Source organism: Streptomyces flavovariabilis (assembly GCF_000725785.1).
GTDB lineage: Bacteria > Actinomycetota > Actinomycetes > Streptomycetales > Streptomycetaceae > Streptomyces > Streptomyces hawaiiensis.
In genome coordinates this window covers 78,065-97,467 of record NZ_JNXD01000021.1, presented here as the reverse complement: position 1 = coordinate 97,467, position 19,403 = coordinate 78,065, and the positions used below count along the sequence as shown (strand labels likewise).

The window sequence follows — 19,403 nt, the reverse complement described above, 5'->3', positions numbered from 1 at the left end:
AGGTTGGTTCTGTGCAGCAGGCTTCATCGGCCACGCCCCTCGTCGGGCGGGATGCCGAACTCACGCGCCTGTCCGGTGTACTGGAGCGTGCGCGTGGTGGTGAGGCCCGGGCCGTGCTGATCGCCGGGGACGCCGGTGTCGGCAAGACCCGGATGCTCGACGAGGTCGGGGGGCGAGCCGCCGCTGCGGGCATGACCGTGGTCACCGGGCACTGTGTGGATCTCGGGGACGTCGGGCTGCCCTATCTGCCGTTCACCGAGATTCTCGGGGTGCTCGCCGCCGACGAGCGGTTCTCGGGCGCCGTGGCCGCGCATCCCGTGGTCGAGCGGCTGCTGGGGGCGGGGACCGATTCCGTGCGGGACGTGGACGGGCGGCTGCGGCTGTTCGAGGGGATGGCGGGGCTGCTGGCCGACGTGGCGGAGGCCGCGCCGCTGCTGCTCGTGCTGGAGGATCTGCACTGGGCCGACCAGTCGTCGCGGGACCTGCTGCGGTTCCTGCTCGGCCGGGGCGTGCTCCGGCACCGGCTGGCGGTGTTCGCCTCGTACCGGACCGACGACCTGCACCGCCGGCATCCCCTGCGGCCGCTGCTGGCGGAGTTGATACGGCTACCGGCCGTGGAGCGGCTGGAGTTGCGGCCGCTGGGCGATTCGGATGTGGCGCGCCTGGTGCGCGCCCTGGAGCATCGGCCGCTGCCGGACGCCACGGTCCGGCGGATCGTGGAGCGGGCCGAGGGGAACGCCTTCTACGCGGAGGAACTGCTCGCGGCCACCGACACGGAGTCCGGCGGGGTGCCCAGCGGGCTCGCCGATGTGCTGCTGATCCGCTTCGAGCAGCTTTCCGAGACCGCGCAGCAGGTGCTGCGGACCGCCGCCGTCGCCGGACGCCGCGTGGAGCACCCTGTGCTGCGGGAGGCGGTCGGGCTGCCCGAGGAGGAGCTGGAGTCGGCGCTGCGCGAAGCGGTGGGGCGGCAGCTTCTCGTGGCCGGAGGCGACGACACGTACTCCTTCCGGCACGCCCTCGCCCGTGAGGCCGTCTACGCCGATCTGCTGCCCGGAGAACGGGCGAGGCTGCACGGCGCCTTCGCCCGGCTGCTCGCCGGTCGCGGCCGGACAGCCGAGAGCGCTGCCGAGCGCGCGCACCACTACCGGGAGAGTCACGACCTCGCCGAGGCGCTGGCCGCCTCCCTGGAAGCCGCCGACCACGCCCAGCGCGTCGGTGCGCCCGCGGAGGAGCAGCGGCATCTGGAAGCGGCGCTCGATCTGTGGCCGGCGGTGGGTCCCGAAGCGAGGCCCTCGGGCGGCGGCGTCGACCGGGTGACGCTGACGCTGCGCGCCTCGGCGGCCGCCGCACACGCCGGGGAACTGCACCGGGCGGTCTCCCTCAGCCGGTCCGCGCTGGCCGAACTCGGCCAGGACTCCGGCTCCGAGCTCGCCGCCCGGGTCCGCTACACACTCGCCGGGAACCTGCTGAGCGTGGACAGCCTGACGGCGGCGTTCGCCTACAGCAGCGAGGCCCTGGCGATGATTCCGGAGGATCCTCCGTCGCGGACGTGGGTGTGGGCGGCGGCCACCCATGTCCTGGCCGCACGCCACGTCGGGGAGAACGAGACCGCGTTGCGGGTCGCCCGCCGGGCCCTGGGTGTGGCGGAGCAGCTGCGGGTGACCGACGCGCAGGCGGACCTGCTGATCTCACTGGCCGTGTTCGACGGGGCCGGGCGGCGCGGCGAGGAGGGCCGTGAGCGGCTGCTGAAGGCCCGGGAGCTGGCCCGGAGTTCGGGCAACGCCCCTGTGGAGCTGCGCGCTCTGTTCAACCTGGCCATGGGCTGCTACGAGTCCGGTGCCCTGGCGGAGTGCGTGTCCTGGCTGACCGAGGGCCTGGACCGGGCCCGGCGCGCCGGGCTGCTGTCCTCGCCCTACCCGCTGGAGATGCGCTACCTGCGGCTGCTGGTGCTGCATGTGCTGGGCCGCTGGGACGAGTGCGTGCGCGCGGCGGCGGCTGACGCCGAGGTGCTGCCGGCGGCCGGCGGCTACACCGTCGGTCCCGCGCTGTACGTGATGCTGGCGCGCGGCGATCTCGGGGCCGCCGACCGGGCGCGTGCCCTGCTGGAGGGGCCCTTCGACTGGATGGCCACACTGGTCGCGGGCATCGTGCTCACCGACGCCGCGGGACTGCGCCGTGATCCCGAGGACGCGGTGCGGTGGATGCGGTCCACGGTCACGGCCCTGGCCGACGAGGCGGTCCCCCGCCCGGGCGTCACGGTCCGGCTCGCCGCCCTGGCCCTCTCCCCTGTGGCCGACGCAGCCGCCGGGCTGCGGCTGACCGGCGACGAGACCGGGGCTCGCCGCTGGACGGACACCGCCACCGAACTGGTGGAACTGGCACGTGCCATCGCCACCCACGGCGAGGACGGCGCACCCCAGGGGCCGGAGGGACAGGCCTGGCTGGCCCGGGCGGAGGCGGAGTGGGTCCGGGCCGTGAAGGGGCCCGACGCGGCGGCCTGGTCGAAGGCGGTGACGGCGTTCGGCTACGGCGACGTCTACGAGCGGGCGCGCTGCCGGTTGCGCTACGCCGAGGCTCTGGTGGCGGCCGGACGTCGCGAGGAGGCGGCGGCAGAGGCCCGGGCGGTCCGTCGGACCGCCGACGACCTCGGTGCCACGCCGCTGCGGGAGCAGGTCGACGCGTTGCTCCGGCGCAGCCGGCTGTCGGACACACCGGGCAACGACGACCGGGCCGGCATGCTCACCGCGCGCGAGGAGGACGTACTGCGGCTGCTCGCTCTCGGCCGCAGCAACCGGCAGATCGGCGAGGAGCTGTTCATCAGCGGCAAGACCGCGAGCGTGCATGTCTCCAACATCCTCGCCAAGCTGGGCGCGTCGAGCCGCGGCGAGGCCGTGGCGATCGCCTACCGCGAGGGCCTGATCACCCCGGAGCCGTCGACGTCCGGCTGACGGTCCGGCGTGTCCCCCGCGCTAGCCGGTCCCGCAGTCGAGGGTCCTCGGATCGACGGCGTCGGCCATCGCCCGCATTCCCTTGTCGTTGGGGTGCAGATGGTCGCCGCCGTCGAAGACGGGGAGCATCCGCTCGGGGTCGCGGGGGCTGCGCAGGACGCGGTCGAAGTCGGTGACCGCGTCGAACTCGCCGCTGTCGCGGATGAAGGTGTTGACCTGCTGCCGCACCGCTTCCCCGGCGGGGTCCCACTCCTGCCAGCCCTTGTAGGGGGCGATCGTGGCGCCGACGACGCACTTCCCGGCCGCGTGCGCCCGGTCGATCAGCCTGCGGTACCCGGTGATCAGCGCGGCGCCCGTGGCGCCGGGCTCGGCCTTGATGTCGTTGACGCCCTGGAAGAGGAACACCGTGCGCACACCCGGGAGTGAGAGCGCGTCGCGCTGCAGGCGGTTCAGGGCGCTCTGCCCGGGGCCGTCGAGGAGGAGCTTGTTGCCGGCGATGCCCGCGTTGGCCACCCCTTTGACCGTGGTGCCGGATGTGGCCAGGCGGCGGGCCAGGTAGTCGGGCCAGCGGCGGTCCCGGTCGGTGGTGGACTGCCAGCCGTCGGTGATGGAGTCGCCGAGGGCGACCACGGCACCCGTTTCCGCACGGGGCCGTACCGTGACGGCATCGAGGTAGGACCACGAGCCGGTCCGCTGCTTCCAGCGGGCCGCGCTCTCCTGCGCGGTGTGGTCGCCGTCGGTGGTGTACGACGTCTGCATCGCCATCCAGTGCCCGGTGAGCGCGCCGCCCGCCCGGGGGACGTACAGGCTGACGGCGAGGGTGCGCCCGGCGGGGACGTGGCCGGGCAGTGGGTCGCTGTAGACGATGCCGCCGGCGGGGACGGTGACGGAGCGGACGCCGCCGAACGTGAGGCGCCGGTTGCTGCCGGGGACGAGTGCGGCGCCGTCCCGTTGCAGGCCCGCGTGGACGTTGTCGAACGTCACCGGCTGGTCGCCGAAGGCGTTCGACAGCCGCACCCTCAGGCCGCTGCCACCGACGCTGGTGTGCACCATCAGCCGGTAGCCGCGCCCGTCGGCCGCCTCGCCGACGCGGCCTGCGGAGGAGGCCCAGGTGACCACGCCCTGCCCGGCCGCCGTCGGGGCGCTGGACGGCGGGCTCGGCTGGTCATCTTGAGGCTCCGTGCCGGTTCCGCAGCCCAGCGCGACGCAGCAGGAGAGGGCGGCCAGGACGGCACGGCAGCGGGGGCGTGCGGTGCGGGACATTCGTTTCGGCGCTCCTTCGGCCGGTCGGTCGTGTACGGGCGATGTGACGGGGCAAGGTGGCGCAGGTTCGCGGAGCCTTGAGGCGTCCGGCGGATCCTGCGGGTCGTCCCGGCGTACGCCACGGTAGTGGTGCGGCCTCCGACGCTGTGCAGGGCGGCCTCGGCGGGCGTGCCGTCCCTCCCGGTCAGGACGACTTCGGTACGTCGATCCGGCCGATGTCCGGGGCGTACCCCGAACCGCTGCCGAGGCCAGGTGGAGGTTGCCGGCCTTGCGCCCCTCGGAGCAGGAGGAGCAGCCGGCGAGCGAGGCGTTGCCGACCGAGGGTGGCGAGGGTGTCGGCGGCGGACTCGGCCTCGTAGCCGGTCGGTCGTGGTGAGGGCGCCGCGTGGGGCGACGGCGGGGTGTCCCCCTTCTCGCCGGCCGCCCTGTCCTGACATGCCGGTACGTGCGCCCCATGGTGCGGAAGTGCGGCGGCGGCGGCAGCCGTGTTCCGCGGCGGACGGACGGCGGCTCGGCAGCCCCCGGCACGCCGGCCGGTGAGGGAACCCCGGTGCCGCGACGGCCGTTGTCCGGGCAACCGGATCCCCCGTGGGGAGGGGCAGGCGGCGTGATGAGCGAGTTGGTTCCCGGAGGCAATCTGGCGCTCCCGGGCGGTGCGGTGACCGTCCGGGTGCCCGGGCCGTTCGACGTGTCCGCGCTCGTCACCGACGACGGGGGAAAAGTCCGGGACGACGGCGACTTCGTCTTCTACAACCAGCCGGCGGCGCCGGGAGCCGCCCTGCGGGGCGGCACGCTCACCGTGGACCCGCCGGGATTGCGCCCCGGCGCGACCCGCGTCACCGTCGTCGTCAGCCCCGCCGAACCCGGAACCCCCCTCGGCCACCTGCCCTCCCCCACGCTCCACGTCGCCGACGCCTGCGGCCGCCCGCTCGCCCGCTTCACGCCGCCGCGCCCCCGGCAGGAGGCGGTGCTGCTGCTCGCGGAGCTCTACCGGCGCGGCGACCGCTGGAAGCTGCGCGCTCTGGGCCAGGGGTACGCCGACGGACTGGCGGGCCTCGCGCGGGACTTCGGCGTCGACGTCGTGGACGACACGCCCCCCGGTCCTCCCCCGAGCGCCTGCGCCGCCCCCGATCCGGACGGCTTTCTCCCCCTGGTCAACTCCGCCCGGGCCACAGCCGGTTCGCCCCCGCTCTCCCTGGACGCCCGTCTCATGACGGCCGCTCGGCAGCACGCCGCCGCCATGGCCGCTGCCGGGCGTCTCGGCGTCGAGACGCGCGACGGCGTCTCCGTCTACCAGCGCGTCATCGACTCCGGGTTCGCTTATCTCACCCTCGGCGAGCACCTGGTGTCCGGACCGCGCTCGGCCGCCGAGTTCGTCGCGTACTGCCTGCGCACCGACGGGCCCCGGCGCACCCTGCACGACCCGGCGTTCACCCGAGCCGGGCTCGCCCGGGTGCACGACGGCCCGTCCGGTGACACCTTCTGGACAGCGCTGTGGGCCAGGCCGTTCACGCCGGACGGGCTGGCCGGCACGGCGGCGGCCGTCATCGACCTCACCAACCGGGAGCGAGCCCGGGCCGGGCTCCGGCCTCTGGCCGCCGACCCGTTGCTCACCACGGCCGCCCAGGCGCACAGCGCGGACATGGTGGCCCGCGCCTTCTACGCGCACACCGCACCCGACGGGAGCCGGCCCTGGGACCGGGCGGCCGCAGCCGGTTCCACCCTGCGTTCCATCGGCGAGAACATCGCCTGCGGCCAGCGCTCCCCGGCCGAAGTCGTGGAGGGCTGGATGAACAGCCCCGGCCACCGGGCCAACATCCTCAAACCCGGCTTCACCCGTATCGGCATCGGCTTGTCCGGGGGCGGCCGGGCGGGCATGTACTGGACGCAGCTCTTCGGGGGATGACGCCGTGGACAGCGCCGCACGACCGGGTTCCCCTGCGCGATCTTGGCGGAGGGAGAGGCTCCGGGCGAGGATGCGGGTATGAAGGGTGACCTCTTTTCCAGTGAACACATGGTGCAGCCGGCCGTAGCGCCGGGCATGGCGGTCGAGAACGCCAAGTGCATCCGATACACGGTGAACGGCGAGATGCTCGCCCGGCAGGGCGCGATGATCTCCTACCGCGGCAACCTGCAGTTCGAGCGCAAGGGCCAGGGCATGGGCGGCATGCTCAAGCGCGCTGTCACCGGTGAGGGGCTGCCGCTGATGGCGGTGCGCGGGCAGGGCGAGGCCTGGTTCGCGCACGAGGCGCAGAACTGTTTCATCGTCGACGTCGAGCCCGGTGACGAGTTCACGGTCAACGGCCGCAACGTCCTGTGTTTCGACGCCACGCTGGCGTACCGCATCGCGACCGTGAAGGGCGCCGGCATCACCGGCGGCGGCCTGTTCAACAGTGTCTTCACCGGGCACGGCAAGCTGGGCCTGGTGTGCGAGGGCAGTCCCCTCGTCATCCCGGTCTCGCAGCAGTACCCGGTGTACGTCGACACGGACGCGATCGTCGGCTGGACCGCGGGCCTGCAGACCTCGCTGCACCGCTCCCAGTCCATCGGCTCCATGCTGCGCGGCGGCTCCGGCGAGGCCGTGCAACTGCTGCTCCAGGGCGAGGGGTACGTCGTCGTCCGGCCGAGTGAGGCGACACCGCACAAACCCGGTCAGCACTGAAGCCGCGTCGGGTGATCTGCGCCTCAGAGGCAACCCGGTCCGTGCCGCCGACGTCTTGATCGACAGCAGGTGATGCCCTGGCCCTTGTGGCCAGGGCAGGTTTCCACCCCTCTATACACGCCATGTATACGCACTATGTATACATGGGGCGTATACGGACCGAAAGGCATCGATGTACGGCAAGGCATTCGCCCCGGAGTACCAGGGCTCGCTCACCACCCTGTCCGTCAACTCCTCACTGACCGACGTCCTGGCCGCCGGCACCGAGCAGCTGAGGGCGGCCGAGCGTGCCGGACAGCCCGGGGAGGCGGCGCGTTCCGGACTCGCGGTGGCCGAGGCGCACCGCCGGCTGGGCCGGGTGGAGGACGCGGACCGGGCCTGGAAGGCGAGCTACCGCGCGGCCCGGCAGGCCGGGGACGTCGGGGCGATGGCCTGGGCGCTGTGGAGCGGCGGCACACTGGCCCGGCAGCGCGGCGCGCTCCCGCTGGCCCGCAGGCTGCTCCGGCTGGCGGCCGACCTGGGCGAACGCGGCGATGACGTCGTCGTCCGCGGCTACTCGCTGGCCGGCCTGGCCGAAACCGGCCGCATCCAGGGCGACTACGAGGCCGTGGGGCGGCTGCACGAGCAGTTGCTCGCCGAGGCCCGGCGGCGCGGGGAGGCGCGGCACACGGTGTGGGCGCTGGAGGGCATCGCGCAGATGCACCGCAACACCGGGCGCTACGACTCGGCGTACGCGCTGTTCGAGGAGGCCGCCGAGATCGCCGCTCGTGCCGACGACCGGCGCGGCCACGCCTGGGCGCTGCGCGGACTGGCCGATGTGGTCTCGGTACGCGACGGGGACACCGGGCGGGCTCTGGAGCTGCTGAGCGAGGCGGAGGCGACGTGCCGCGCGATGCGGCTGTCCAGCGCGCTGGCCTACAACCACAAGATGCGCGGCAACGTCCTGTACCGGGCGGGGCGTTACGCGCAGGCGCGGGAGTGGTACGAGCAGGCCCTGAAGGAGTTCCGCGAGATGAGCGAGCCGCGCGGGGAGGCACTGTCGCGGCTGGGGCTCGCCAAGTCCCTGGCCCGCCTGGGCCGCGACCGTGACGAGACGGCGGCCGAACTGGCCGAACTGGCCGGCCTGCTGGAGCGCATCGGCCTGCAGCACGCCCGTCGGATGGTGGCCCGGGCCCACGAGGAACTCGGCATACCGGCGGGCGAGCGGGCGACGGAGGCGGCACTGTGACGGCGCTGCCGACGACGGTGCAGGCGGCGCGGCGGAGCACCACGATGGCATCGCCCCCTGCCGCGCAGGCACGGACAGCACGACAGTCCGCGTGGCCCGGTCCCGCGGCCGACGCCGCCGACACCCTCCGGGTCCTCGACCGCTGCCGCGCCCTGGTCCGGCCCGCCCTGGAGGAAAGCGTCGGGCGGCTGCACCCGTGGGTCGGTGAGATGGCCGCGTACTCCTTCGGCTGGTGCGAGGTCGGCGGTGCGCCGGCCGTCACCTCCGGCGGCAAGGGCGTACGGCAGGCGCTCGCGGTGCTCGGCGCCGAGGCGGCCGGCGCTCCGGGGCAGGCCGGGGTGGCAGCGGCCGTCGCGGTGGAACTGGTGCACACCTTCTCCCTGCTGCACGACGACATCATGGACGGCGACGCGGACCGGCGCGGCCGCCCGGCCGTGTGGAAGGCCTACGGCGCGGGGCCCGCGGTGCTCGCGGGCGACGCCCTGTTCGCCCTGGCCGTCGAGACGCTCGCCGCGCAGCCAGGAGGTGCCGGGGCCGTGCGGACGCTGTCCGTGGCGCTGGGCGACCTGGTGCACGGGCAGGCGGACGACCTGCTGTTCGCCGACCGTCCGTGGACGGGGCCGGAGCGGGTGAGGCCGGACGAGTACCGGGCGATGGCCGAGCACAAGACGGGCGCGCTGCTGGGCTGCGCTGCAGGGCTCGGCGCCGCGCTCGGGGGTGCCGGACCCGACACGGTCGCCGCGCTCGACCGGGCGGGCCGGCATCTCGGAGTGGCGTTCCAGATCGTCGACGACGTGCTGGGCATCTGGGGTGACCCCCGGGTCACCGGCAAGCCGGTCCACGGTGATCTGCGCGAGCGGAAGAGGACCTTCCCGGTGCTGGTGGCACTCGGCTCCCCGACGGGCGGCCGCATCGCCGCACTCCTGGAGTCGGGCGACGCGCCCGGCACGGCGGCGGCGATGATCGAGGAGGCGGGCGGCCGTTCGGTGGCCATGGCGGAGGCCCTGCGGCACATCACCGCCGTCGAGACGGCGCTCGCGGGGGCCCCGTTGGCCGCGGGGGCCGCCGGTGAACTTCGGTCGCTGCTCGCCTACGTGGTCCGGCGCGACGTCTGAACCGATCCGAACGGCCGGCGGGCCTCCGGGGCGGGCTCAGCCCGCGGGCGCTCGCCGCGGCGCCATCGCCCAGAGGCGCCGGCAACCCACCGCGGTCCCTGCTCGCCAACCCCGTGCGGCAGGACATCCGCACCGATCCGAACGGCCGGCGGGGCGGGCGGGGAGGGCGCTCCGCACGGCTGTGGCAACCGCGTGGGGCCGGCACTCGCCACGGCCGGGGCGACGCACCCGGCCGCTCCGACCGCCCGCGCACCGCGTTGACCTCGGCCCCCTGCGCGCGTCAGGGTTCAACACGGCGCGTTCCGCAACCCGCGCCGGAAGGATGACTGCCATGATCGGCATCTCGGAGATCGAAGCCGTGGCCGAGCGGATCGCCGGGCACGTCGTGCGCACACCGACCGTGGACAGCCCGGGGCTGTCGGCGCTGCTCGGCGCGCCGGTCACCGCGAAGCTCGAACTGCTGCAGCGCACCGGCTCGTTCAAGGCCCGCGGGGCGACGGCGAAGCTGCTGTCGCTGAGCGAGGCCGAACGGGCCGCCGGGGTGGTGGCGGTCAGCGGCGGCAACCACGGGATCGCCCTGGCGGTCATGGCCGCCGCCCTCGATGTCAAGGCCACGGTGGTGATGCCGCGCTCGGCACCCGCCAAAGCCGTGGAGATCGCGGAGGCGGCCGGCGCGTCGGTGCGGCTGACCGACGGCATGGACGGCGCGTTCGCACTCATGACACGGCTCCAGCAGGAGGGGCTGACGCTGGTCCATCCCTTCGACGACCCGGTGGTGATCGCCGGACAGGGCACGGTCGGGCTGGAGTTCGCCGCCGACGCCGGTGAGCTCACGGACGTCCTCGTGAGCATCGGGGGCGGTGGCCTGATCGCCGGTGTCGCCGCCGCGCTGCGGGCATGCCGGCCCGGGGTGCGGGTGTGGGGCGTGGAGACCGAGGGGGCGCAGGCCATGTCCGAGGCGCTGGCCGCGGGCGGCCCGCTGCCGGTCGCCCTGTCGTCGATCGTCTCCACTCTCAGCGCCCCGTCCGTGTCGCAGCTGACGTACGACCATGTCCGTGCCCTGGTCACCGAAGTCCTCGTCGTCCCGGACCGGGAGGCCGTGCAGGGCTCACTGGACCTGGCCGACCACGCCAAGGTGTGGGCCGAACCGGCGGCCGGCTGTCTGCTGCCCGCCGCCCGGCGGGTCCTGGAGCAGGTCGGCGACGGGGCCCGGCTCGGCCTGGTGGTGTGCGGGGGCAACGCGACGACGGGCGACCTGTTCGCCTGGGCGCGCCGCTTCGGTCTGCGCTGACGTTCCGGCCGCCCGCGGGGAATCCGTCACGGAATTCATCGGAGGGCTCTGAGTTCAGACGTTGTACACGTCCGCATTTACCGCCGGTTACCACCAGGCCGGGCCGGAATTTGCGAATCCTCGGTCTGCCGCGGGCGAATTCCTCGCGCCCGCGGCAGCCCCGGGCGGCCGAGGTGAACCGTGCCCGAGCCCCCGAAAGACCCTTTCCCCTCGCACACTTGATCCCATCTCTTGAACAAAAGACAAGAATGAACGCGGAGTTGCGATCGGATTGAACGCAGGCCGCCTCACTCCCCGTACCTCTGGAAAAGAGTGAGAGCCAGGTTTCCAGCGAGGGATGGCCATGGGCAGGGCGCACGTCTCCACACACCAATTGGTCGCCGGCCGGTACCGGCTGCTCGAGATCATCCAGCGCGAGACCAACCGCATCTGCTGGTACGCCGAGGACACCGGGGCCGGTGAGATCCCCCGCCCGTGCCTCGTGACCCAGATCGGGCTCCCGGAGGACCCGCGCGCGGCCGAGCGCCGGGCCTGCGCCCGCCTGCTGCGCACGACCGAGAACATGGCGCTGCTGTGCCCCGGCCGGATCGCCATGGTCGTCGACGCCGTGGAGGAGGCCGGCGCCCTGTGGACCGTCAACGAGTGGATCGACGGCACCCCGCTCGGCGAACTCCTCTCGGAGCAGGGCACGTTCAACTACGTACGAGCGGCACGGATCGGCCTGGAACTGCTCGACGTCCTGGACGCCGCGCACGCCGAGGGCATCACGCACGGCGAACTCAGCCCCGGCCAGGTGTTCGTACGCGAGGACCACTCGGTCGTCGTCACCGGCTTCGGCCTGGCCGGCGCGACCCTGGCGCCCCGGCTCACGGCACCCGCGTACGCGTCCCCGGAGCAGGCTCGCGACCAGCGCATCGGTCCCGCGGCCGACCTGTGGGCGCTGGGCGCGATCCTGTACACCATGGTCGAGGGGCGCCCGCCCTTCCGGGACCGGGGGCGCCCGGAGAACACCCTGAAGGGCGTGGACCGGCTGCCGCTGCGTACACCGGTGCGCGCCGGGCCGCTCACCCAGGCCGTACAGGGACTGCTCCGCAAGGACTCACGGGAGCGGCTGATCCGCCCGGTGGTGCGTGAGGCGCTGACCCGCGCGCTCAGCGAAGACCCCGAGGCGGCCCTGGCCGCGGCACCGGCCCCGCGACTGCGCGGCGCCTACGCCGCCCTGCGGCCGGGGAGCCCGGCGTGGAGCAGACGGACCATGGTGGCGGGTACGGCCCTGGCCGTGGTCACCGTCGCGGTCGCCGTGCTCGCCGCGACCCAGGGGCTGCCCGGCACGGACGGCGGCAGCGACGCGGCCGAGTCGCCGGCCCGGCCTCCGGCCTCCGCGGCCACGCCGGGCGAGGGAACCGGCGGTGACCGCCCCGAACCGTCCGGGGCGCCCAGCCCGCCCGAGTCCCCCTCCCCCTCCCCGACTCCGTCGTCCCCGTCCCCCACCCCCACACCCACGCCCACCCCGTCGGCCCCGGCCACGGCCCTGCCGCCCGGCTTCGACCGCTACCGGGCGGCGGAGGGCTTCTCCGTCGCGCTCCCCGAGGGCTGGAAGCGGCTGGACACCGACCGCGATGGCAAGGCGTACCGGGTCGTCTTCGGCGCCGAGGGTGACGACCGCACGCTGGCCGTCACCTACAGCGAACAGGCGGGCCCGGACCCCGTGGCCGTGTGGCGCGACGACGTCGAACCGAACCTGAAGCGGACCGACGACTACGACCGGATCGGCGCGATCCGCGCGACGACGTACCAGGGGCTCGAGGCCGCCGACATGGAGTGGACCGCGGACGTCGACGGCACCCGTGTGCACACCTACGGCCGGGGCCTCCTGCTGGGCGGGGGCCGGAGTTTCTCACTGCGTTGGACGACCCCGGACGCCGACTGGAAGGACGCCGCGAACCAGGAGGCGCTGCGCACGTTCTTCAAGACCTTCCGGCCCGGCTCAGAGTGAGCCGTGCGGGGCACGCAGGGAGGTGAACCGGCCACGCTGCAGCGGCTCGGTGCGCCAGTGCGCGGTGAGCGTGCGGTCCGCGGGGGAGCAGGTCAGTGCCAGGCGGTGCGGGGTCTCCAGGAACACCACATCGACGGCCAGCGTGCCGGCATCGGTCCAGCCGCCGCTCACGGCGGCCGGGACGGGTTCCTCGGCAACCGTCCAGCCCGCCCCCGCGAGGCGCAGGTCCAGCCGGTCCGGCTGGTCCGGGCGGTCCGCTGCCCCGGTGAGCGTGAGCGTCCAGCCGTCCGCGTCCTGGACGAGCCCCGCCGACCGGACCGGTCCGGCCGGCGCGGAGAACGTGAACGCGGCGGCCCCCTCCCCGTGCCGCTCCGGCGGTGCGGGCCGGCCCGGGGCGGGCGGCAGCGCGAGCCGGCCCAGGCGCTCACGCAGCTCCGCGTCGGCGGCCTCGCGACCGGCCAGGGGCTCGGGTCCGAAGGCGGGCAGCAGATGCTCCCAGACCAGGTTCAGGTATTCCTGCATCCGCTCGGTCGCCCCGGTCGCCGCGATCACCACGTCCTGCTCCGGCAGCACCAGGCAGAACTGGCCGTACGCGCCGTCGCCGCGGTAGCCGTGCCGGGACATCCAGAACTGGTAGCCGTAGCCCTGGTCCCAGTCCTGCCGTTCCCTGTCTCCCATGGCTCCGGCGGTGGGTATACGGGGTTGCGAGGCCCGGGCCGCCCATCCCTGCGGCAGCAGCCGCTTGCCCTCCCAGAACCCGTCGCGCAGATACAGCTGGCCGAGCCGGGCGACGGCGTCGGTGGTGGCGTGCAGACCGCTGAAGCCCAGCTCGCGGCCGGTACGGTCGCGCCCCCAGGCCACCTCGCCGATGCCCAGCGGATCCAGCAGCCGGGGCCGCAGATACGCGGTGAGCGGCTGGCCCGCCACGCGCTGGACGATCGCGGCGAGGGCGTACGTGGTGGGCTGGTTGTAGGCGAAGACGGTGCCCGGGTCGCCGTCCGGCGGCAGCAGCAGAAACCCTCGCACGGGCTCGTCGGGGTCCTGCCCGAAGGCCTCGTCGACGGTCTCCCGCCGGTGTCCGCTCGACATGGACGCCACGTGCCGTACGAGCATGGCCCGGCTGCGCGGATCGGTGATGTCGGCCTCGAACTCCGGGAAGTACGAGATCACCGGCGCGTCGAAGTCGAGCAGCCCCTCGGCCTCGGCCAGAGCTGCCGCGGTCCCGGTGAAGCTCTTGCTGAGCGAGTACAGCAGATGGGGACGTCCGGGGGTGTACGGCGCCCACCAGCCGGAGGCGACCAGATGCCCGTGCCGCATGATCATCAGGCTGTGCGGCTCGATCTCGGGGGCGGCTTCGAGAGCGTCGAGGAAGGCGTGGACGCCGGAGGCGTCGACCCCTTGTGCCGCGGGGCCGGAGGACGGCAGGGCGGAAGCACTCATGGATGCATCCTGCACCCGTCGGCGACCGTGATCGAGCCGTTTCCGGGCCCGCTGTCAGGGGACTCGCCGGGTATGGTGCAAATCGGATACACGATGATGACCGAGCAGGCCGGCCCCCGAGAACTCGTCGGCCATGTGGTGCGGGCCGAGGAGGCCGGCTTCGACTTCTCGGTGACCTCCGACCACTACTTCCCGTGGCTGCGCTCGCAGGGTCATTCGCCGTACGCGTGGGCCGTGCTCGGCGCGGCCGCCCAGGCCACGTCACGTATCCCGCTGATGACGTATGTGACGTGCCCGACGTTCCGCTACCACCCGGCGGTGGTGGCGCAGAAGGCGGCGACCCTGCAGTTGCTGTCCGAGGGCCGGTTCCGGCTGGGGCTGGGCTCGGGCGAGAACCTCAACGAGCACGTGGTGGGCGGCGGCTGGCCGTCCGTCGACGTGCGGCACGAGATGTTCGAGGAGGCCGTGGAGATCATCCGTGCCCTCTTCAAGGGCGGCCATGTCAACCATCGCGGCACGCACTTCGACGTGGAGTCGGCCCGGCTGTGGGACCTGCCGGACGAGGCGCCCCCGATCGGCATCGCCGTCTCCGGGGAGCGGTCGTGCGAACTCGCGGGCCGGCTCGGTGACCTGGTGATCGCCACGGAGCCCAAGGCCGGGCTGCTGGAGGCGTTCGACCGGCACGGCGGCCAGGGCAAGCCCCGCGTCGGCCAGTTGCCGGTCTGCTACGACCCCGACCGGGACACGGCCGTCAAGCGGGCGCACTCCCAGTTCCGCTGGTTCGGCAGTGGCTGGAAGGTCAACTCGGAGCTGCCCCACCCGGATTCCTTCGAGGCGGCGACCCAGTTCGTCACGCAGGACGACGTCGCCGACTCCATCCCGTGCGGTGACGACCCGGACGCGTTCGTCGAGGCCGTCCGCCCGTACGCCGAGGCCGGGTTCACCGAGATCGCCCTCGTCCAGATCGGCGGCGAGTCGCAGCCGGCGTATCTGGACTGGTCGGAGAAGACCCTGCTGCCCGCGCTGCGCGACGCGTTCGGCTGAAGTCCTCCGCCAGCGCCTCGACAGCCCGTTCCACCAGTTGAGCCCTCCGCCCCGGGGGGCTCTTCTTCACGAGCGCGCCCATCCGCTGTGCCTCCTCGGTCGTGGGCAGGAACCCGGCCAGCAGCAGGGGCAGCAGCAGGCGCCGGACGAGCACTTCGCTCTCCGAGGTGACCTGGGGCCTGCGCACCACCGAGACGTTGACCCGGATCGCGTGTTCGTTGCCGGGCGGGACGCCCGGCCGGTCCGTTTCGATCGCGGCGTAGCGGAAGCCGTGCGCCAGGTCGCAGCCCGGGCAGCCGGCCGGCCCCCGGGCGAGCCGGTCGCCGCAGTCGGGGCACACCAGCCGGTCGAGGGCGGCGTCCACGATCCGCCAGTCGTGCCGGTCGGGTTCGGCCGCGACCATCCCGGCCAGTGCCCGCTCCTGGTCGCCGCCCGCGGCGGTGTCCCACTGCCGCAGGAAGGCGGCCCACTCCCCCTCGACGATGCCGTCCACCAGGTCACGGCAGACGCCACAGGCGGGGGCACCGCCGTACGCGTAGCCGCCGCACTCCGCGCAGCGGCGCAGCGTGCCGGCCGTCTCCTGTCGCACCATGCCGGGCATCCTCGCGCACCCTGGACCGGCCGACACAACGGTTTTCGGCCGGGCCGCGCGGGCGGGGAAACGGCGAGGTCAGCGGGTGCCGCTAGGCTTCCGTCCGCACCTCGTGCAGTCCCGCCCGCCCCGCCTCTGGAGAGTCGTCCGTGACCGTAGCCATGACCCCGCCCGAGACGTCCCCCGCTGCCCCGGCGCCCGTCTCCGACCCGGTCGCGCGGGACGCGCGGGAGTTCGGGGCGTACGCCCGGACCGGGGGGTGGGCCTTCGGGCTGAAGGTGGCGCGCAGTGTGCGGCCCGGCGGGCAGGGCGCGGACGAGACGCCGAAGGTGTCCGCCAAGGAGTTCGCGGAACTCGCCGGCTGCTCCCCGGAGCGGGTCATGCGCTACTACAAGGCCTGGGACCGGGCGGCCGACGACGGGATGGTCCCGCACTTCGAGGCGCTGACGCCGGGTCAGGAGGTGGACCTGCCGGACGCCGACGTGTGGCTGAGCTACTACGTCTCCCGCAACAGCGCGACCTCCGAGCGCGGCACCGCCATCACCGAGGCCGCCGAGGCGGAGGGCATCCGGCCCACCAAGGCCCTGGAGGTCGCCGAGAACCCCACCGCTCTGCGCGCCGCGATCCTCGCCGACCCCTCCACCGCCCGCGCGGCCCGCCAGGCCCTGCTGGACCGGGTCCGCGAGGACCCGGACCTCCAGTCGGAGCTGGCCCGTGACGTGGTGCGCACCGACGAGCTGAAGAAGGCCGTCGCCGGGGAGAGCAGGGCGGCCGACCGGATCGGATACGTGCGCCAGATCGCCGAGTCGGGGCAGTTCAAGACGCCCGCCGGGCAGACCGTCGACGCGCCCGCCGACTTGCGTCAGGAGGCCGAGCGGCACCTGTCGCTGATCGACGAGCTGGACGAGGGCGAGGACGCCGGCGAGTGGGCCGCCGAGGCGTACGGCGCGATGAAGTCCCTCGTCGTCGAGGTCGTGGAGGCCGACCCGGGTCTGCGGGTGCAGGAGCGGCGCACGAAGTTCTACAGCAGCCTGCAGAAGGCGACCAAGGTGTTCGAGGAGCTGACCTTCGACGACGCCGGGGAGTTCTACGAGGACGACATGGTGCAGCGTCTGGAGGATCTCCAGCGGGCCGTCGCCGTATGCATCGAGTCGCTGCGCGGTGCTCGCGGGAATCACCCGGTCGGCTGAGCATTCCGGCTGGATCGGGGGTACTAGAGGGCTCTACGTCGGTTCTTCCCGGAGGCCCTCTCGTGAACTCGTTCGTCCACAAGACCCTGGTGGTGCAGCTCCAGGCGGGCGACACGGACCGTTTCTCCGTGCTCGCCCACCTGAGCTACGACGCCGCGGACCCGTTCGCCGTCACCGTGGTCTTCAGCCACGACGGCCGCGTCCTCGCCCGGTGGCAGCTGGACCGCGAGATGCTCGGTGACGCGCTGCTGCGTCCGGTCGGGGTCGGCGACGTGCGGATGCGCCCCGAGTCGCAGGGGATGTGGCGGGAGCTGCGCATGGAGTTCCTCGGCGACGCCCGCCCCGACGGCGGCCGGCACCACGCGGTGGTGTTCGCGTGGGCGCCGGGGTTCGCGGCGTTCCTGCGGGAGACCTACGAGGTGGTGCAGCCGGGCCGCGAGGAGGTCCATGTCGACGACTTCCTGGCGGGCGTTCTCGCCGGGGGCTGAATCGCGGCGGGTCCGGGCCGCCGGCGACGTCCGGGACACGCTGGGGGACGTGTCCTGCCCGCCGGCGACGGTGCCGTCATCTCGACGTGTGGCGGTACCGGGTCCACAGCGGCAGGACGAACCAGCACAGCAGATACCAGCCGACCACGCCGGCGACCAGGTAGGGCACGAAGCCGTCGTGCGTGGCCACGCGCAGGATCAGCAGCAGTGAGGCGGTCGTCGTGGCGAGCAGCAGCACGAGGCCGAGCAGGGTGAGCCGGGAGGCCAGCCGCACCGCCTGGGGTTTGACGCGCCGCCCGGAGACGAGGCGGTGCAGGGACACCGGGCCTATGAGCGCCCCGGTCGCGCAGGCGCCCAGGACGACCGTCACGAGATAGATCGTCTGGTCGGTGTCGGAAAGATCCCCGTACTTCTCCGTGAACACCACGGTGAGCAGAAAGCCGAACAGGATCTGCACGCCCATCTGCGCCACGCGGACCTCCTGGATGAGCTCCTGCCACATCCGGTCCGCTCTCTCCTCCTCCGTCTCGTTGCGCCCCCGGCGCATGACCCCGCCCTCTGCCGCGTCCGCCACGGTTCCTCCCGGTGTGAGACCTGAGCCCTCCTCTTTCCCAGGTTCCCCGGAACGAGTCGTCGTCCCCAGGCTCGCGGCGGTTTGAGCGATCAGGGGGCGGTTACACGGACGACGCGAATGACGCAGAACCGAGGAGGTCGTGGACGCATGTCCGGTACCCAGCTCACCGTGACGCTCAGCGGCGGAGGCGCCGCCGACGCGCGAGCGGTCGTCCGCGCTCTGGAAGGCACGTTCGGGTCACCGGACGAGCTTCCCGCCGACGAGAACGCGACGGTGCACATGGCGACCTTCGACGGGGAGACGGACGCGAGTTCCGCCGGGGGCGACGGAGAAGGTTCCGCTCGGCTGTCCGCGCCGGTGACCGTCACCGTGCAGGGCAGCCCGGAGGCCGTGCGGCGGGCGAGCGACACGCTCACCCAGGCCTTCACTGCACGGGACGACGGGGCCGCCTCCGGCGACCAGGAGCTGGAGAGGCAGCTGCTCCTGGAGCCGTGAGAACCGGCCTCACCAGCGGGATTCGACCTGGCCCTTGATGCGCCGGTCGTACAGGTCGCGGATCGCCGTCAGCGTCTCGCCGGGCAGCTCCGGGAGGCGGGCGGCGGCCGCGTTGGCCCGGGCCTGCTCGGGTGAGCGCGCGCCGGGGATCACGGTCGTGACGCCGGGCTGCTCGACGATCCAGCGCAGGGCCAACTGGGCCGGGGTGTAGCCCTCGGGGGCGAGCGCCGCGAACTCGGCGGCCGCCTCCACACCGGTGACGTAGTCGACCCCGGAGAAGGTCTCCCCCTGGTCGAAGGCTTCGCCGTGCCGGTTGTAGGTGCGGTGGTCGTTGTCCGGGAAGACGGTGTCCCGGGTGTATTTGCCCGACAGCAGGCCGGAGGCCAGCGGGACGCGGGCGATGATGCCGACGCCTGCCTCACGGGCGGCGGGGAGCACCTCGCGCAGGGGCTTCATGCGGAAGGGGTTGAGGATGATCTGCACGCTCGCCACATTCGGCCGGGCGATGGCGGTCAGCGCCTCCTCGCAGGTCTCGACGCTGACGCCGTAGGCGGCGACGCGCTCCTCCTCGACCAGGGTGTCGAGCGCGTCGAACACCTCGTCCGTGGCGTAGACGGGTGTCGGCGGGCAGTGCAGCTGCACCAGGTCGATGCGGTCGACGCCGAGGTTGCGCCGGGAGCGGTCGTTCCAGGCGCGGAAGTTGTCGAGCACGTAGTTGGCGGGGATCTGGTCGGCCCGGCGGCCCATCTTGGTGGCGACCATGACGTGCAGGTCCGGGCGGCCGCTGAGGAACGTGGCGATGGTCTGCTCGCTGCGGCCGTCGCCGTACACGTCGGCGGTGTCGAAGAAGGTCACCCCGGCCTCGGCCGCCGTCTCCAGAACCGCGAGGGCTTCCTTGTCGTCGACGTCTCCCCAGTCGGCACCCAGCTGCCAGGTGCCCAGACCGATGACGGAGGCGTGCTGACCCGACCTGTCGAATGTGCGCTCGTCCATGGGCGTCAGTCTGTCATCCGGCAACGCTCCGCGCGGAACGCGCCGGTCCGGCCCGTCGACCTCACCCGATTCACTCACACGAGT

General features: G+C 73.5%; 16 protein-coding genes. 11 read left to right on the top strand and 5 right to left on the bottom strand.

Features of this window, described 5'->3' with window-relative positions; genetic code table 11:
• Positions 1 to 11 precede the first annotated feature (11 nt).
• Positions 12 to 2,948: a helix-turn-helix transcriptional regulator gene (locus IO24_RS0131280; RefSeq protein ID WP_031141510.1), complete on the top strand. Its 2,937-nt coding sequence runs from the start codon at positions 12 to 14 to the stop codon at positions 2,946 to 2,948.
• Between the two features lie 21 nt (positions 2,949 to 2,969).
• Here IO24_RS0131280 and IO24_RS0131275 read toward each other — a convergent pair whose 3' ends face one another.
• Positions 2,970 to 4,211, bottom strand: a complete 1,242-nt coding sequence (locus tag IO24_RS0131275; protein ID WP_031141508.1) for an SGNH/GDSL hydrolase family protein — start codon at positions 4,209 to 4,211, stop codon at positions 2,970 to 2,972.
• Between the two features lie 610 nt (positions 4,212 to 4,821).
• Between IO24_RS0131275 and IO24_RS0131270 the strand changes: the two genes are divergently transcribed.
• From IO24_RS0131270 to IO24_RS0131245, 6 genes are all read left to right on the top strand, one after another.
• A complete protein-coding gene (locus tag IO24_RS0131270; RefSeq protein ID WP_031141506.1) occupies positions 4,822 to 6,117 on the top strand; it encodes a CAP domain-containing protein in 1,296 nt (431 codons plus the stop codon).
• 78 nt (positions 6,118 to 6,195) lie between these two features.
• Positions 6,196 to 6,873 (top strand): AIM24 family protein, encoded by a 678-nt coding sequence (locus IO24_RS0131265; RefSeq protein ID WP_031141504.1) that lies wholly within the window; start codon positions 6,196 to 6,198, stop codon positions 6,871 to 6,873.
• 172 nt (positions 6,874 to 7,045) lie between these two features.
• Positions 7,046 to 8,101 (top strand): tetratricopeptide repeat protein, encoded by a 1,056-nt coding sequence (locus tag IO24_RS0131260; RefSeq protein WP_031141502.1) that lies wholly within the window; start codon positions 7,046 to 7,048, stop codon positions 8,099 to 8,101.
• Between the two features lie 44 nt (positions 8,102 to 8,145).
• On the top strand, positions 8,146 to 9,216 hold the full coding sequence (locus tag IO24_RS0131255) for a polyprenyl synthetase family protein (protein WP_045296763.1): 1,071 nt from the start codon (positions 8,146 to 8,148) through the stop codon (positions 9,214 to 9,216).
• 331 nt (positions 9,217 to 9,547) lie between these two features.
• Positions 9,548 to 10,507 (top strand): threonine/serine dehydratase family protein, encoded by a 960-nt coding sequence (locus IO24_RS0131250; RefSeq protein ID WP_031141499.1) that lies wholly within the window; start codon positions 9,548 to 9,550, stop codon positions 10,505 to 10,507.
• Positions 10,508 to 10,850: 343 nt separating this feature from the next.
• The gene (locus IO24_RS0131245) at positions 10,851 to 12,503 is read left to right on the top strand and encodes a serine/threonine-protein kinase (protein WP_037668880.1); all 1,653 of its coding nucleotides are present in this window, start codon (positions 10,851 to 10,853) and stop codon (positions 12,501 to 12,503) included.
• On the opposite strand, the gene IO24_RS0131240 is transcribed toward IO24_RS0131245, so the two are convergent.
• Positions 12,495 to 13,943, bottom strand: coding sequence for a serine hydrolase domain-containing protein (locus IO24_RS0131240; protein ID WP_031141495.1), 1,449 nt, complete (start codon positions 13,941 to 13,943; stop codon positions 12,495 to 12,497). The genes IO24_RS0131245 and IO24_RS0131240 overlap by 9 nt on opposite strands.
• A gap of 72 nt (positions 13,944 to 14,015) precedes the next feature.
• On the opposite strand from IO24_RS0131240, the gene IO24_RS0131235 reads away from it, so the two are divergent.
• A complete protein-coding gene (locus IO24_RS0131235; RefSeq protein ID WP_031141493.1) occupies positions 14,016 to 14,987 on the top strand; it encodes an LLM class F420-dependent oxidoreductase in 972 nt (323 codons plus the stop codon).
• On the opposite strand, the gene IO24_RS0131230 is transcribed toward IO24_RS0131235, so the two are convergent.
• Positions 14,884 to 15,579, bottom strand: a complete 696-nt coding sequence (locus IO24_RS0131230; protein ID WP_037668859.1) for a hypothetical protein — start codon at positions 15,577 to 15,579, stop codon at positions 14,884 to 14,886. The two genes, IO24_RS0131235 and IO24_RS0131230, sit on opposite strands and share 104 nt — an antisense overlap.
• Before the next feature lie 161 nt (positions 15,580 to 15,740).
• Here IO24_RS0131230 and IO24_RS0131225 point away from each other — a divergent pair, with 161 nt between their 5' ends.
• Positions 15,741 to 16,769 (top strand): hypothetical protein, encoded by a 1,029-nt coding sequence (locus tag IO24_RS0131225; protein WP_045296759.1) that lies wholly within the window; start codon positions 15,741 to 15,743, stop codon positions 16,767 to 16,769.
• 62 nt (positions 16,770 to 16,831) lie between these two features.
• The gene (locus IO24_RS0131220) at positions 16,832 to 17,257 is read left to right on the top strand and encodes an SsgA family sporulation/cell division regulator (protein ID WP_031141488.1); all 426 of its coding nucleotides are present in this window, start codon (positions 16,832 to 16,834) and stop codon (positions 17,255 to 17,257) included.
• Between the two features lie 76 nt (positions 17,258 to 17,333).
• Here IO24_RS0131220 and IO24_RS0131215 read toward each other — a convergent pair whose 3' ends face one another.
• Positions 17,334 to 17,831, bottom strand: coding sequence for a DUF6328 family protein (locus IO24_RS0131215; protein WP_031141486.1), 498 nt, complete (start codon positions 17,829 to 17,831; stop codon positions 17,334 to 17,336).
• 147 nt (positions 17,832 to 17,978) lie between these two features.
• On the opposite strand from IO24_RS0131215, the gene IO24_RS0131210 reads away from it, so the two are divergent.
• Positions 17,979 to 18,326 (top strand): hypothetical protein, encoded by a 348-nt coding sequence (locus IO24_RS0131210; protein ID WP_031141485.1) that lies wholly within the window; start codon positions 17,979 to 17,981, stop codon positions 18,324 to 18,326.
• A 9-nt stretch (positions 18,327 to 18,335) separates the two neighbouring features.
• Here the strand turns inward: IO24_RS0131210 and IO24_RS0131205 are convergent, their stop codons facing one another.
• On the bottom strand, positions 18,336 to 19,319 hold the full coding sequence (locus tag IO24_RS0131205; protein WP_031141483.1) for an aldo/keto reductase: 984 nt from the start codon (positions 19,317 to 19,319) through the stop codon (positions 18,336 to 18,338).
• Positions 19,320 to 19,403 lie beyond the last annotated feature (84 nt).

What these genes read in the sequence shown, in the direction of transcription:
- IO24_RS0131240 (WP_031141495.1), bottom strand. Translation starts at nt 13,943, where the DNA reads ATGAGTGCTTCCGCCCTGCCGTCCTCCGGCCCCGCGGCACAAGGGGTC.
- IO24_RS0131255 (WP_045296763.1), top strand. Translation starts at nt 8,146, where the DNA reads ATGGCATCGCCCCCTGCCGCGCAGGCACGGACAGCACGACAGTCCGCG.
- IO24_RS0131230 (WP_037668859.1), bottom strand. Translation starts at nt 15,579, where the DNA reads ATGGTGCGACAGGAGACGGCCGGCACGCTGCGCCGCTGCGCGGAGTGC.
- IO24_RS0131275 (WP_031141508.1), bottom strand. Translation starts at nt 4,211, where the DNA reads ATGTCCCGCACCGCACGCCCCCGCTGCCGTGCCGTCCTGGCCGCCCTC.
- IO24_RS0131210 (WP_031141485.1), top strand. Translation starts at nt 17,979, where the DNA reads ATGTCCGGTACCCAGCTCACCGTGACGCTCAGCGGCGGAGGCGCCGCC.
- IO24_RS0131270 (WP_031141506.1), top strand. Translation starts at nt 4,822, where the DNA reads ATGAGCGAGTTGGTTCCCGGAGGCAATCTGGCGCTCCCGGGCGGTGCG.
- IO24_RS0131260 (WP_031141502.1), top strand. Translation starts at nt 7,046, where the DNA reads ATGTACGGCAAGGCATTCGCCCCGGAGTACCAGGGCTCGCTCACCACC.
- IO24_RS0131250 (WP_031141499.1), top strand. Translation starts at nt 9,548, where the DNA reads ATGATCGGCATCTCGGAGATCGAAGCCGTGGCCGAGCGGATCGCCGGG.
- IO24_RS0131245 (WP_037668880.1), top strand. Translation starts at nt 10,851, where the DNA reads ATGGGCAGGGCGCACGTCTCCACACACCAATTGGTCGCCGGCCGGTAC.
- IO24_RS0131205 (WP_031141483.1), bottom strand. Translation starts at nt 19,319, where the DNA reads ATGGACGAGCGCACATTCGACAGGTCGGGTCAGCACGCCTCCGTCATC.
- IO24_RS0131235 (WP_031141493.1), top strand. Translation starts at nt 14,016, where the DNA reads ATGGTGCAAATCGGATACACGATGATGACCGAGCAGGCCGGCCCCCGA.
- IO24_RS0131265 (WP_031141504.1), top strand. Translation starts at nt 6,196, where the DNA reads ATGAAGGGTGACCTCTTTTCCAGTGAACACATGGTGCAGCCGGCCGTA.
- IO24_RS0131225 (WP_045296759.1), top strand. Translation starts at nt 15,741, where the DNA reads ATGACCCCGCCCGAGACGTCCCCCGCTGCCCCGGCGCCCGTCTCCGAC.